This window comes from Candidatus Njordibacter sp. Uisw_056 (assembly GCF_047730085.1).
In the GTDB taxonomy this organism is placed as follows: domain Bacteria; phylum Pseudomonadota; class Gammaproteobacteria; order Pseudomonadales; family Balneatricaceae; genus Njordibacter.
Genome location: NZ_CP159830.1, coordinates 968,454 through 982,500 on the forward strand (window position 1 = coordinate 968,454; position 14,047 = coordinate 982,500).

Annotated in this window: 11 protein-coding genes and 1 tRNA gene (1 of these 12 running past the window's edge); 9 read left to right on the forward strand and 3 right to left on the reverse strand. The window is 43.9% G+C overall.

The window, feature by feature from the left end; translation table 11 throughout:
* The first annotated feature begins 39 nt into the window (after positions 1 to 39).
* On the forward strand, positions 40 to 546 hold the full coding sequence (locus ABXT60_RS04790) for a hypothetical protein (protein WP_443631611.1): 507 nt from the start codon (positions 40 to 42) through the stop codon (positions 544 to 546).
* Between the two features lie 580 nt (positions 547 to 1,126).
* Here the strand turns inward: ABXT60_RS04790 and ABXT60_RS04795 are convergent.
* Positions 1,127 to 1,203, reverse strand: a tRNA-Arg gene (locus ABXT60_RS04795).
* A gap of 200 nt (positions 1,204 to 1,403) precedes the next feature.
* Between ABXT60_RS04795 and ABXT60_RS04800 the strand changes: the two genes are divergently transcribed.
* The 5 genes from ABXT60_RS04800 to ABXT60_RS04820 are packed head-to-tail and all read left to right on the forward strand — an operon-like array spanning position 1,404 to position 7,617.
* A complete protein-coding gene (locus ABXT60_RS04800) occupies positions 1,404 to 2,795 on the forward strand; it encodes a DUF4856 domain-containing protein (RefSeq protein WP_443631612.1) in 1,392 nt (463 codons plus the stop codon).
* Between the two features lie 18 nt (positions 2,796 to 2,813).
* Positions 2,814 to 3,812, forward strand: coding sequence for a sterol desaturase family protein (locus ABXT60_RS04805; RefSeq protein WP_443631613.1), 999 nt, complete (start codon positions 2,814 to 2,816; stop codon positions 3,810 to 3,812).
* Positions 3,813 to 4,862, forward strand: a complete 1,050-nt coding sequence (locus ABXT60_RS04810) for a Fe(3+) ABC transporter substrate-binding protein (protein ID WP_443631614.1) — start codon at positions 3,813 to 3,815, stop codon at positions 4,860 to 4,862. It abuts the gene before it with no gap.
* Between the two features lie 55 nt (positions 4,863 to 4,917).
* On the forward strand, positions 4,918 to 6,543 hold the full coding sequence (locus tag ABXT60_RS04815; protein WP_443631615.1) for an ABC transporter permease: 1,626 nt from the start codon (positions 4,918 to 4,920) through the stop codon (positions 6,541 to 6,543).
* 15 nt (positions 6,544 to 6,558) lie between these two features.
* Positions 6,559 to 7,617: an ABC transporter ATP-binding protein gene (locus ABXT60_RS04820; RefSeq protein ID WP_443631616.1), complete on the forward strand. Its 1,059-nt coding sequence runs from the start codon at positions 6,559 to 6,561 to the stop codon at positions 7,615 to 7,617.
* Here ABXT60_RS04820 and nadC read toward each other — a convergent pair.
* Together nadC and ABXT60_RS04830 are read right to left on the reverse strand one after the other, a co-directional pair.
* The gene (nadC, locus tag ABXT60_RS04825; protein ID WP_443631617.1) at positions 7,614 to 8,474 is read right to left on the reverse strand and encodes a carboxylating nicotinate-nucleotide diphosphorylase; all 861 of its coding nucleotides are present in this window, start codon (positions 8,472 to 8,474) and stop codon (positions 7,614 to 7,616) included. The two genes, ABXT60_RS04820 and nadC, sit on opposite strands and share 4 nt — an antisense overlap.
* 67 nt (positions 8,475 to 8,541) lie before the next feature.
* On the reverse strand, positions 8,542 to 9,426 hold the full coding sequence (locus ABXT60_RS04830; RefSeq protein WP_443631618.1) for an AEC family transporter: 885 nt from the start codon (positions 9,424 to 9,426) through the stop codon (positions 8,542 to 8,544).
* Between the two features lie 462 nt (positions 9,427 to 9,888).
* Here ABXT60_RS04830 and pdhR point away from each other — a divergent pair, with 462 nt between their 5' ends.
* The 3 genes from pdhR to ABXT60_RS04845 all read left to right on the forward strand — a co-directional run.
* On the forward strand, positions 9,889 to 10,644 hold the full coding sequence (gene pdhR / locus ABXT60_RS04835; protein ID WP_443631619.1) for a pyruvate dehydrogenase complex transcriptional repressor PdhR: 756 nt from the start codon (positions 9,889 to 9,891) through the stop codon (positions 10,642 to 10,644).
* Between the two features lie 143 nt (positions 10,645 to 10,787).
* Positions 10,788 to 13,448 carry a pyruvate dehydrogenase (acetyl-transferring), homodimeric type gene (gene aceE / locus ABXT60_RS04840; RefSeq protein WP_443631620.1) on the forward strand — a complete coding sequence of 887 codons (2,661 nt, stop codon included), beginning with the start codon at positions 10,788 to 10,790 and terminating at the stop codon, positions 13,446 to 13,448.
* Between the two features lie 26 nt (positions 13,449 to 13,474).
* A protein-coding gene (locus tag ABXT60_RS04845; protein ID WP_443631621.1) for a dihydrolipoyllysine-residue acetyltransferase crosses the window boundary here: on the forward strand, positions 13,475 to 14,047 show its 5' portion. 1,104 nt of this gene lie beyond the right edge of the window; only the first 573 of its 1,677 coding nucleotides appear in the window; its start codon is at positions 13,475 to 13,477; the stop codon falls past the right edge of the window.

Consider the following 14,047-nt stretch of genomic DNA (forward strand, 5'->3'; position numbering starts at 1 on the left):
CTTTTGTCGTCTCCTAGTTGGAGTGAGTCTGAAGTTCATATGGTAGAACTTAAATTACTGAATAATTTAGATGATATAAGAGGGTTTTGTATTGACATTAAAGGACATAAACTTAAAGCTAAAATAAGTAGGGGAATTCAGGTACATTCATGTTACTCGTATCAGGGAAAAATTGCCGTTGATCAAGGTTTAGATGCTAATAAATTGAAGCAAAAACAATTGTTCTTTCCTTATTTTAATGTTTGTGTACGTTCAGCTTCTTCTAATAAACCTATGAATTTAAGCCTTATAAAATGTGGGAATACACAAGAATTTGTATTTACTCAAGACAATACAATACGTTTAAAAAGTAATAAAAACTTATGTCTTACAGTTGCAAAAGGAAATTCAAGAAATGGTGGAGGTGGGTCACCCTTGCATTTGATAAGAAATTTATCTATGCAAATATGTAATGAGCAAAAGTCTATTTATAAGACTTGGGGTGTAAGGGGTTTTAAAAAAGGTTTGCTTTTTACAGAAGAAATCTCAAAATTTTCGTCAAATTAAACCCTGAACCTAATCTATATATCCTCAGTGCTTCCCAGAATGATGAAATCTTACAATGAAGACAGTTGATCAAAGGTTAACGCAAGGCAGCGTTATAAGAAACCTCCACCCTCACCAAAGCCATACAGCTAAAATTTAGCCTTACTTGAGGCGGGCTATCCTTTTGAGTTGGATTTAGCTTACTTGAGTAAACTTGAGGGATGTGAGTAAGTTCAGCATAAGTCATATATCAATGACAGGTTGATATTAGTAAAGTTATAGCCATCATTACAACCTTTCAAGGACGGACACATGAGTATCAAAAAGATAATCACAGGATTAACGATTTCGCTAATACTGGCATAGCCATTCTCCACTGATTTAATGTGCCTTAATTATAGGTTTTAGGTACACAGTTTTTTATCAAGTGGGATATTTTTTGGTACACAAAACGGTTTCCATGAATCTGTGTACCAACCTGTGTACCTAAAGCTTTAGGCTTTGGCGATACCGTAAAATACCGCATGGGAGGATAATAACTCGATATAAGGGCGTTTTCAAACGGATTTGTGGTGGGATGAAACCGGAAAATAAGGGGGAATGGCGTCCCAGAGAGGAGTCGAACCTCCGGCCTGCCGCTTAGGAGGCGGCTGCTCTATCCAGCTGAGCTACTGGGACGGTGTAGCCGCGCATTCTAACAGCTAGCGAATTCTATGGGTACCTGCGTCTTATATAAATGTTGTAAATAATGAGGTATTTATGCAATTTATATAAACGCTAAAAATTGTGCTAATGTTAATAAGAATGATTTGCATTAAGATTAAAGATTGTTTATGATACAAGCATCAACTTAACTCAACTTTAATCAGAGAAAAACCATGATCAAAACACTTCTTTCTGTAGTTGTTGCCGCTAGCGTAACCTTAACAGGCCAAGCCAACGCGGGTGGACATGCAGAGGTTTATGCAGGCTTCCCCATCACAGTAAAAAACTATTCTGGTAGCAAAACCCATTCGGAGGCTTATACTGGCCAAATAGCACGACATGTTTTGCACAATTCAGCCAAAAAGTTGGTCAGTAGGGGTGCTAGCCTAGAGCAAACTAAAGCGTACTTTAATGGTAAAGAGCCGGGTAGAGTTATTGTAGACCCAGTTTCAAAAGACGGCTTCCCAGTGCTACAAACACATGTAGATAAAATCTCAAAAGGCAAAAATCTTTCTGGGAAAGCCTATAAGGGCTTGATTTCTGGCATGCCTGGTGGGCTCACAGGGGCTGAGTTGCTAGACTTGTTGCTAGAAAAGGCTGCAGCCACAGAAAAAGGCTTTGACCCTTTAACAGGCTATGACTACACGCAGTTGGTTTCTAAATTCACTATGGGCGCTGTGTTTTACAATCAGGCGGTAGATAATTACTTAGATGAAAAGCTAGGTGCGAATGTGAATCCAAACAACAAGGCATACAAAGAGGGTAAGGCCTATACAGGTAAAGAGCACGTATGGGACGAGGCCTTTGGTTATTTTGGCGCCCCAGCTCACACCATGACGTTAACTGCTGCAGAAGTTTATGGTATCGCTAAGCAAAAAGCAGACAGCTTTGACAAGGCTGACTACAATAACGATGGCAAGGTGTCGTTAGTTACTGAGATGGCCTATGCTCACGCATACTACGCAGCCTCGTTTGATAAGGGTGGTAAAACTAAGTACCTTCATACTATTGTTCAGGCCTTTTTAGATGGCCGCAACCTAATATCTTCTGCTAATGGTGAAGCGCTTACAACTGGCCAACGCAGTGAATTGATGGGCTATGCAGGCATTATTAAAAGCCAATGGCAGCGCCTAATTGCTGAAGCTGTGTTTAAGTATGCAGGTTCTGTATACGGTGACATTGAAAAGCTAGAAACTATTATTGAAGCTAATGGTGATGCTGTGAAGGCTTATCGTAACTACGCCAAGCACTGGGGTGAGTTAAAAGGTTTTGCCTTAGCCTTGGAAGCCGGTGGTGTAAACCTTGGTGAAACAGGGGTTAAGTTAAATAGGTTGCTTGGGTACAGCCCAGTGTTGTTAGGTAATACTCAAGTTGCTGCCCTAGTTAATGGTGAGTTTGTGCAAAGCTCGTCGGTGAGTATGGCTGAGTATCGGGTGCAGATGATTAAGTTACAAAAACTGATGATCGATGATTTTGGCGTCGAAGCTCGTAGCAAAGATGTGACGGCAAACTTAGCTCAGCTTGTAGATTCGCTGGGTGAAGCTTTGGCAGCAGAAAATGATTAACTGTTGGCTTAGTCAATAGTGCAATGGCTACTTGAGTTTGCACAATCTTGGTTTTCTGAACTTACGGGTTTAGTTAGCCAAGGTAGCAAGCGCGTGTTTCTAGGTTATTTATTAAGTGCTGCTATATTAGCCATTATATGGCTCATGTGGCAGCGCAAGCTTAACTTTATGGCCGCTGTGGGCTGGTTCTTTCGGCGTGAAACTTGGTGGTCTAGGTCCAGTCGATCGGACTACCAGTTGATGCTGCTCAATCAGCCTCTAATGCTGCTGTTAAGCCCACTCTTGCTCAGCAAGCTGGTACTTGCTACTAGCATCTTCTATAGCCTTAGTGATTGGGTGGTTCGGCCCTTATGGTCGTCTGACATATCTGCCTTTTGGGTATCAGTGCTGTTTACAGCATGTTTATTTGTAGTGGATGATGCAAGCCGTTATTATCTACATCGGCTCATGCACCGCTGGCCTGCTTTGTGGGCTTTCCATCGAGTACACCATACTGCTGAAAGCTTAACGCCGTTTACGGTTTTTCGTACGCACCCCGTCGAGGGAGTGCTGTTTGGCTTGAGGAGTGCCCTAGTGCAAGGGTTTTTAATCGGTATTTTTGTATTTTTATTTTATGATCGAGTGACCTTGCTGAGTGTATTGGGGGCCAATGTATTTACCGCTGCATTAAATTTTCTGGGGTCTAATTTACGTCATTCCCCAGTACCTATTAGTTATGGTAAAACGCTAGAGCGGTGGCTTATTTCTCCAGCGCAACATCAAATACATCACTCCCAAGCGCGCGAGCACTGGAACAAAAACTTTGGTGCATTTATTGCGGTGTGGGATCGAGTGGGTAACACTTTAGAGTATGGTTCTAACACACAAGATTTAACCTATGGTCTGAGACATCAAAAACCCCAAGAGCATCAACTAGTCACCTTGTACTGGCAGCCTTTTAAACACTGCTGGCGCTGCTTGCGGCGCACCAAGATAAAACCCAATAGCGCCATGAGCGCCATAAGTGAGACACCATAAATGAGATCTTTTAATTTAATCAACAGCCTTTTAATATCTGCTATTACTGCAAGTATTTTGGCAGTAACAAGCGCCCAAGCCAGTGGCGTGGTGAACGTTTATTCAGCCCGTAAAGAAGCCTTGATTAAACCCTTGTTAGACCAGTTTAGTAACACCACGGGCATTAAGGTCAACCTAATTACTGGCAAGGCAGATGCTTTATTAAAACGCTTGCAGGTTGAGGGTAGTGCAACACCTGCAGATTTATTTATTACTGTAGATGCTGGTCGTCTGCATCGGGCTAAAGAGGCAGGTGTACTAAAGCCAGTATCTGTACCATTGTTAGAAGAGACCATTCCAAAAGAACTTAGGGATGAAGCGGGTTACTGGTATGGATTAACTCTCAGGGCTAGGCCCATTATCTATGCCAAAGACCGGGTCACACCCTCTGATTTGTCTACCTACGAAGCCTTAGCTGAAGCTCAATGGGGTGGCCGCCTATGTTTGCGGTCGTCGCAATCAGTTTATAATCAGTCCTTGGTAGCTGCTACGATTGATGCGCTAGGCGCTTCAAAAACTCAGAGTTGGATGGAAGGCATGGTTAAAAACCTTGCTAAAGCGCCTTCAGGTGGCGATACTGACCAGCTAAAAGCCGTGGCGGCGGGGGTATGTGACGTGACCATCGTCAATACCTACTATTTGGCCCGGATGATTAATAGTAGCAAACAAGCTGACCAGTCTGTGGCTAGCCAGTTGGCGGTATTCTGGCCCAATCAGAATGGTTCAGGGGGATTGGGCCGTGGGGCACACTTTAATGTGAGTGGTGCAGGCTTTACTAAATATGGAAAGCACCCCAAGCAAGCCCAAGCACTGTTAGAGTATCTTGCATCTGAGTCAGCACAGGCTTGGTATGCAGAAATTAATAACGAATACCCGGTGGTAGAGGGCGTAGAAGTTTCATCGGCTCTTAAGGGCTTTGGCGCTTATAAGATGGACTCGATCGACCTAGAAATATTAGGCCAGAATAACCGGCAAGCAGTTCAATTAATGGACCGTGCTGGATGGCGATAAATAATGTAGCGATATTCAATAGGTGGTAGACGTTAGATGATAGGTTATTGGGTTAATGTTTAAACGTCACGGATTAAGTGTATTTGCTGTGGTGATTGCGGCATTCATATCACTGCCTGTGATTGTGATCTTAAGTTACCTGTTTCAAGCTGAAGGTGTGTTGTGGCAGCACCTTTTAGATACAGTACTAAGTGATTACCTGATTAATTCTTTGCTACTGTTATTGGGTGTGGGGACAGGGGTATTAATGCTGGGCGTGCCTACTGCCTGGTTGACCAGTATGTGCAGTTTTCCTGGGCGTCGTTGGTTAAGCTGGGCATTATTATTACCTTTGGCGATGCCAGCTTACATTATTGCTTATACCTATACAGGCTTATTAGACTTTGCAGGGCCAATACAAACCTGGATCAGAGACCTTACAGGGCTTGGTTATGGTGATTATTGGTTTTTTGAGATTCGTTCTCTTGGCGGCGCCATTGTAATGATGTCTCTTGTGCTATACCCCTACGTTTACCTAATGGCTAGGGCTGCTTTTTTGGAGCAGTCAGTTAGCAGTATTGAAGTGGGTTGTAGCTTAGGGTATTCGCGCTGGCGTGCCATGTGGAGTTTAGCCTTGCCAATGGCTCGGCCTGCCATTATTGCGGGTTTATCTCTAGCGTTAATGGAAACTTTGGCAGACTATGGCACAGTGCAGTATTTTGGAGTCAGTACGTTCACTACAGGTATTTTCCGCACCTTTTATGGTTATGGAGATACAGCTGCTGCAGCGCAACTAGCAGCCAGCTTATTGGCTTTTGTGATGTTATTGATATTGCTTGAGCGTTATTCTAGACGTCGTGCACGCTATCACTCAGCAGCAGAGTCGAAGGCTCGTGCAGACTTAATTCCATTAATAGGCCGTAATGCAGTTATAGCAGTTGCTGTGTGCTTGGCACCTCTTATGTTTGGCTTTATTATTCCAGCAACTCAGTTATTATTCTGGGCAGTTTTTGAAGCAGAACCCTTAGGCTGGGAGTTTGTTAGCCTAGCATGGAATTCATTTAGCTTGGCATTTTTGGCAGCTATTGTTGCGGTGACACTGGCTATTATTTTGTCCTACGCAAAACGAACTAGACCCATTAAGCCTGTTCGGACGGTCATTGCTATGGCAGGCTTTGGCTATGCTTTGCCAGGTACTATTGTTGCCATAGGCGTGTTAATTCCACTAGCGTGGTTAGACCATAGCCTTATAGCCCTTTTTGAACGTTTAGGGTGGCACAGCCCAGGTCTCATTTTATCAGGTAGTCTGGTGGCTTTGCTCTTTGCATACACTGTGCGGTTCTTAGCCGTAGCTCTTGGGAGTGTTCAATCAGGTTTAGAGAAAATTAAGCCTAGCCTAGACCACGCGGGTAGGTCAATGGGGCATAGCCCTTGGGCCATTATAAGCAAAATTCATGTACCTTTAATGCGCAGTTCTATACTTACCGCGGTATTAATTGTGTTCGTAGATGTGCTCAAAGAGCTACCCGCCACACTCATATTGCGGCCATTTAACTTTAATACTATGGCGGTGCGGGCTTATGAGCTAGCATCAGACGAAAGGTTAGTAGATGCGGCTCCTGCTTCCATTATGATAGTACTCGTTGGGCTTGTTCCTGTATTGATGTTACACGGCTCTATTGCCCGTCGCAGGCCAAAATAATATGAGAAATTTTAAATGACGATGTCTTTTGATAGCTCTGATCAGCATTTGCTGGTAGATAAGGTGAGCATTGCCTATGGCCAAAATACCATAGTGCAGGATGTAAGTTTGGCTGTAGGGGTTGGCGAAATCGGCTGTTTGTTGGGCCCTAGTGGCTGTGGTAAATCTACATTATTACGCGCTATAGCGGGTTTTGTGCCGTTGCAATCTGGCAGTATAAGTTTAGCGGGTAAAACGCTTGCCAAGCATGACTTTTGTTTGCCCGCAGAAACTCGAGATGTGGGTATGGTGTTCCAAGATGTCGCCTTATTTCCCCATATAAATATTGCTGCTAATGTGGCCTTTGGCTTGCATCACTGGCCCAAGGCAGAACAGGTGCAGCGCGTAGAAGAGTTGTTAGATTTAGTTGGGTTAAGTGGCTATCAAGAGCGATACCCCCATGCCTTGTCTGGTGGCCAACAGCAACGTATCGCGTTAGCTCGCGCTATGGCACCAAAACCAAGTTTTTTGTTATTAGATGAACCTTTTTCTGGCCTAGATGCTATGTTGCGAGAAGAGCTGGTGCCTGAAGTTGGTGCTATTTTGCGCCAGGAAAAAATACCTGGGTTATTGGTTACCCATGATCAAACTGAAGCCTTTACTATGGCTGATCATGTGGCGGTAATGAATCAAGGGCGTATTGAACAGTGGGACACAGCCTACAATATTTACCACAAGCCAGACGGTCGATTTGTGGCCGATTTTATAGGTGAAGGAGACTTTTTGGCCTGTAATGTGAGTAGCGAAACCTGTGTAGAGTCACCTATTGGTCATTTGTGTAGCGACCGGCCCCATGGTTTTTCTGCAGGCCAGCAAGCCGAAGTGTTTATTCGACCTGATGATGTATTGCATTTGGATGATAGCCCTATAACTGGGCGTATCCTCAGTAAGCGTTTTCGTGGTACTCATTTCTTGTATCGCGTATTGATAGCAGGTAATCAAACCTTGTTTTGTTTTGCCGACTCCCACCATAACCATGAAATTGGTGAAGAAATTGGTATTAAGCTCTCACTAGATCATTTAATGTTGTTTTAAATAAAACGCATCGACAAATCGATAGCGCGACAGTCTTTAGTTAATGCGCCAATGGAAATGTAATCCACGCCTGTTTCTGCGATGGGGCGCAGGGTTTGTTCGGTAATGCCTCCAGATGCTTCTAGCTCGGCTCGTCCTGAGGCAAGTTGCACCGCTTTGCGCATGTTAGCCAAGGTGAAGTTGTCTAGCATTATGCGGTCTGCTCCCGCTTCCAACGCCTGCTGTAACTCATCCAAACTCTCTACTTCAACTTCTACTGGTTTTGTAGGTTCTTGTTTACGAGCGGTAGCAATGGCTTGGCTAATGCCGCCACAGGCAGCAATGTGGTTTTCTTTGATTAAGAAGGCATCATATAAGCCTATACGATGGTTGTAACACTGGCCGCAGGCAACAGCGTACTTTTGTGCCTTACGCAAGCCGGGAATAGTTTTACGTGTGTCTAGCAGCTTTACTTGGGTGTCTGCCACTAATCCAGCATAGTAATGAGCGGTGCTAGCGGTGCCAGACAAACATTGTAAAAAGTTAAGGGCGCAACGTTCGAAGGTTAATAGGCTGCGGGCATTGCCATGAGCTTGGAATAAAACTTGATTAGCGTGCACTTGATCGCCGTCAGCCACCATCCAATCAATTACCATAGTTGAGTCTACTTGGCGTGCTACTTCGTTAACCCAATCAACACCACAGATAGTAGCATTTTCACGGGTAATAATGGCTGCTAAAGCCATCTCAGCAGCTGGTATCAGCCGTGCCGTAATATCGCCATCACCTACATCTTCTAATAAAGCAGCGCTCACGTTATTGTGCAAATCGGCCTTAAGAAAGTGGTCGTTGAGGACATCAGTTAGGGGTGTTGGCATTGGTGAGTTCCGCGCTAAAAATGCTGTGGTTCAATGGGCGTTATGATACCACAGCGCTGGTGTGGATTTAGAGAACAAATGATAAAGTCAAAGGAATGCTGATGAGTGCCATTAAGTTACCAATTAGCACAATAGAGGCGACTCTTCTTGGGTCCTGTTGGTATTGCTCCGCTACCATATAGTTTAATACTGCCGGTGGTAAGGCACCAAACACAATAAGCACAGCATATTGCTCAGGGGGCAGTTGAAGCAAAATTTGCGCTGCTATCGCCATTAAAATGCCGGATACAGGGCAAAGAATGGCGCCCACTAAGCCAACCTTCCAGTCGTCAAAAGAAATGTTGGTAAGGCGAATGCCCAAAGTAAAGAGCATTAATGGAATACAAATCTGCCCTAACATGTCGATGGGTAAGCTAGCACTAGCGGGCAATTGAAAGCCGCTCAGTGCTACTGCAAAACCAGCAATAGTGGCTATTATAACGGGTTGCTTGAATATGCTTATTAAGCGCATTTTTGGGTTGATCATAAAAATACCCAAACTAAAATGCAGGGTCATTTCTACAATAAAACAAACAACAGCAATGGCTAAAAAATCTTCCCCAAAGGCTAATAAAATTAATGGGATGCCCATATTCCCCACATTATTAAACATCATGGGTGGCAAGAAGGTCTTAATCGACCAAGGTGACATAGCAATAACCGGCCATAGAAGTAGGCCTGAACCAAGCACAACAATAATAGCACCAAAAGCCATAGGCCCAAGGTGGCCGATGGGCACAGACTGATCGGCCAAGACTACAAATACTAGTAAAGGTACAAAGACCTCCATATTAATTTGGTTAATGAGTTTTATATCTGGCTTTCGCCAGCGGCCGTATCCAAAACCGATGGCACCGATAGCTACAAGGGGAAATACAGTAGCGAAGACCCGTTCAATAATGCTTTGATCCATAAATATCCAAACTATCCCTATTTTAAGGTGGCCCAGCCATATAAGTTGGGGCGGTTACTAACGCTTACTTGTAGCCAAGGTAAATGGGCAAACATACCAACTAGATGCAAAATAATAAAGGTAAAGACACCTTGATGAATCGCTATTAAACTCGTACCTATACTATTTCTATGAGCTTACTTGTTTCAGTAAGGTGGAATTCTTAATTGGCAACAAGTTTTAGGCTGTTTATACAGTGTATAATCTTGACTGGCTAATTGTTCAGACCAATATACCAGAAGAGTGTTAATACTTAAGTGTTTGACTGTGTTTTTTGACAATATCTTTTGTTATTTATCATGTTAATTATGAGATTGGCTAAATTATTATAGTGGTTAATTAGGTTAGTAAAACTTGACCAAGGCAGCATAGGCGGGTTATTTTTAAATTTTATAAAATTGGTAATACCAATAGAGAGTATTTATGGCATATCAGCGTGTAAAACAGCCTAAAATATCAGATGTGATTATGGCCCAGTTAGAGGCGATGATTTTAGAAGGCAGCCTTAAACCCGGGCAGCAGTTGCCCCCAGAGCGAGAGTTAGCAGCCCAGTTTGAGGTTTCTCGGCCGTCTCTTAGGGAGGCGTTACAGAAACTATCGGCTAGGGGGCTTATAATTAGTCGTCAAGGTGGTGGGTCATTTGTTTCTGAGAAAATCGGTAGCAGCATGGTGGATCCATTAACTGAGCTTTTCTCTACGCATCCAGAAGCCCAAAATGACCTGCTAGAGTTTCGCCATGCCATAGAGGGTGTGTCGGCCTACTATGCGGCACTACGCTGCACAGAGGCCGATAAAAAGCGCTTGCAGCGATGTTATGCAGATTTGCAAGCAGCCCATAATAAGAAGCTGTTTGAGCAAGAAACTAAAGCCGATGCAGAGTTTCACTTGGCTATTGCTGAAGCGTCCCACAATGCGGTGTTACTGCACACTATGCGCTCTTTATTTACTTTACTTCATAATAATATATACGCAAATTTAGAGAGTGTTTATCCCAAACGCGATACGCGTGAGCGTATCCACGAGCAACACCGAGTTTTATTGGATGCTATTGTTGCTGAAAACCCTGAAAAAGCTAGGAATGCTGCTCATGATCATTTAGCTTTTATAGAAGAAGCAATTATAGAGCAGGGTAAAGAATCTACTCGCCAAGAGCGTGCTATAAGGCGTTCTGGGGTATAATTTGCAAATGTAAAATATTTACTAATGCGTTATTTTCAAGTCTTAAATTGGCATTATTTTTGTAATTATTGTAGTATTACTACATAGTATTTTATGTTGTGTAAACGTGCAAAATTTTCTGCATTAATGGATAGGAGAAAAACGTGTTGCAGTCTCATTCAGATATAGATCCAATCGAAACACAAGAGTGGTTGGACGCATTGACATCAGTGATTAAAAACGAAGGCTCAGATCGCGCCCGATACATCTTAGGTAAACTAGGTGAGCAAGCTCGCCTACAAGGTGCCAAGTTAGAAAACACCCTTACTTCGCCTTATGTAAACAGTATTGCCCCACAGGATGAGCAGCATATGCCAGGGGATTTATTCATGGAGCGGCGCATTCGTTCTTTGATTCGTTGGAACGCTATGGCGATGGTGATGCGCGCTAATGACAATGATGATGGTTTAGGTGGTCATATTGCCAGTTTCTCATCATCGGCTACGTTATACGATGTAGGTTTTAACTATTTTTTTCGTGGTAATACAGACCAGCAAGAAGGTGACTTAGTATTCTTTCAGGGTCATATTTCGCCTGGTATCTATGCCCGTTCTTATCTAGAGGGGCGCTTAACTGACGAGCAAATGGATAACTTTCGCCGTGAAGTAGATGGCAATGGCTTATCGTCCTACCCCCATCCATGGTTAATGCCAGACTATTGGCAGTTTCCTACAGTATCAATGGGCTTAGGCCCCCTACAGGCAATTCATCAAGCCCATATTATGCGTTATCAGCAGCAGCGTGGGTTGGTTGAAAATGGTGACCGTAAGGTATGGGCCTTTTTAGGTGATGGAGAGTGTGATGAGCCAGAATCATTAGGCTGTATCTCACTAGCTGGACGAGAAAGGTTGGATAACCTGATTTTTGTGGTTAATTGTAACTTGCAGCGTTTAGATGGCCCTGTGCGTGGTAATGGTAAAATTGTTCAAGAGCTTGAAGGTATATTTGTTGGCGCTGGCTGGCATGTCATTAAAGTGCTGTGGGGGCGTCACTGGGATCCTCTGCTAGCAAGGGATACCAAAGGTTTACTGCAACAGCGCATGAACGAAGTTGTTGATGGCGAATCGCAAAACTACAAAGCTATGGGTGGTGCCTACACTCGTGAGCATTTCTTTGGAAAATACCCCGAGCTATTGGAGATGGTAGCAGACTATACCGACGATGACATTGTGAAGCTTAACCGGGGTGGACATGACCCTTATAAAGTTTATGCAGCCTACCACGAAGCGACCAATACGCAGGGTAAGCCCACAGTTATTTTAGCTCAAACCATTAAAGGCTATGGTATGGGTAAGTCTGGCGAAGCTAAGAACCCAACTCACTCTCTCAAAAAGCTTGATATGGACGAGATGGAAAGTTTCTGTGAGCGCTTTAACATTCCGTTAACGCGTGAACAAATTAAGAATGTACCTTATTACCGTCCGGCACAAGATACGCCAGAAATGAAGTACATGCGTGAAAGGCGAGAAGCTTTAGGGGGTGTTTTACCAAGTCGGCGGAGTGATTTTCCATCGCTAAAGACGCCTAGTTTGGACTCTTTGGGTGGGCAACTAAAATCTAGTGGTAAGCGTGAGATATCGACCACTATGTCATTTGTTCGCACTTTGACGACCCTGGTTAAAGATAAAGAAATTGGTCAGCGAGTTGTGCCAATTGTGCCAGATGAGGCCCGCACCTTTGGTATGGAGGGTATGTTCCGGCAGCTTGGTATTTATACGGCCGAAGGGCAGAAGTACGTGCCTCATGATGCTGATCAAGTAATGTACTATCGCGAAGACCAAGCGGGACAGATCCTTGAAGAAGGAATTAACGAAGCGGGTGCTATGTCTGCATGGCTAGCTTGCGCAACGTCATACAGTAATAACAATTACGCCATGATTCCGTTTTATATTTTCTATTCTATGTTTGGCTTCCAGCGTGTTGGAGATATCGCGTGGGCTGCGGGTGACAGTCAGGCTCGTGGCTTTCTTATTGGAGCCACAGCAGGGCGCACCACGTTAAATGGTGAAGGTTTGCAGCACGAGGATGGCCACAGTCATATTTTGGGTAACTTGATTCCTAACTGTGTTACTTATGATCCTACGTATGCCTACGAACTAACGGTCATTATCCAAGATGGTCTGCATCGCATGTATGACTTAAAGGAAAATAAGTTTTACTACATTACTGTCATGAACGAAAACTACCATCAACCAGATATGCCAGTGGGCTGTGAGGCTGGAATTATCAAAGGTATGTATTTGTTAAAAGAGATTAAGTCTAAAGCCAAGAAACGAGTTCAGTTGCTGGGTAGTGGCACTATCTTGCGAGAAGTGGAAGCTGCTGCGGAAATTTTAGCTGAAGAGTTCAATATTGGTGCAGATGTTTGGAGTGCTACAAGCTTTAATGAGTTGGGCCGTGACGCGCAGGATGCGAGTCGTTGGAACATGCTGCACCCAGAGGCAACGCCAAAGCAAAGCTATGTAGAGCAGTGCCTGTCTGGCCATGCTGGCCCTGTTATTGCTGCTACAGATTACGTAAAAGCCTTTGCTGAGCAAATTCGTGAATTTGTGCCGTCTACTTATAAGGTGCTTGGCACCGATGGATATGGCCGTAGTGATAGTCGCGAAAAACTTAGAGAGTTTTTTGAAGTCAATCGTTACTATATTGTAGTTGCTGCGCTAAAAGCGCTGTCAGAAGACGGTATGATAAAGGTGACTGAGGTTTCGCGTGCTATTAAAAAGTTCAATATCGACAGTGATAAGCCAAACCCAGTTCACCTGTAAGCTGCTGACGAAAAGAGGACAAAGACATGGCAACAAGTAATATGATGATTCCAGATTTGGGTGGTGCAGAAAACGTAGAAGTCATCGAAATCTGCGTAGCTATTGGTGACGTGGTCAGTGAAGGCGACTCTATTATAGTGGTTGAAACTGACAAAGCATCGATGGAAATTCCGGCGTCAAATGCCGGCACAATTAAAAATATTGTTTTAAAAGAGGGCGATACCTGCAGCCAAGGTGATGTCATGGTAGAGATGGAAGCTGCTGATGTATTAGGTGAAGCTTCGGTTGTGTCAGGTGCAGTGTTAACGCCTGAGGTAGAGGCTCAAGCAGAAATAAAGGCTGAAGTTGAGCCAGTGGATGGGGGTATGTCCAATGTGGTGGTTGAATCTTTAGTAGAGACGTCAGAGCGCTTTGCACTGGTTCCAGATTTAGGAGGAGCGTTAGACGTAGAGGTTATTGAGGTATCCGTTAAGGTGGGTGATGAGTTGGCTGAAGGTGATAGCCTAGTTGTTCTTGAAACTGATAAAGCCTCTATGGAGATTCCGGTTGCCTTCGCTGGTAGTGTGCTAGAAATTAAAGTGGCAGAAGGCGATAAGGTT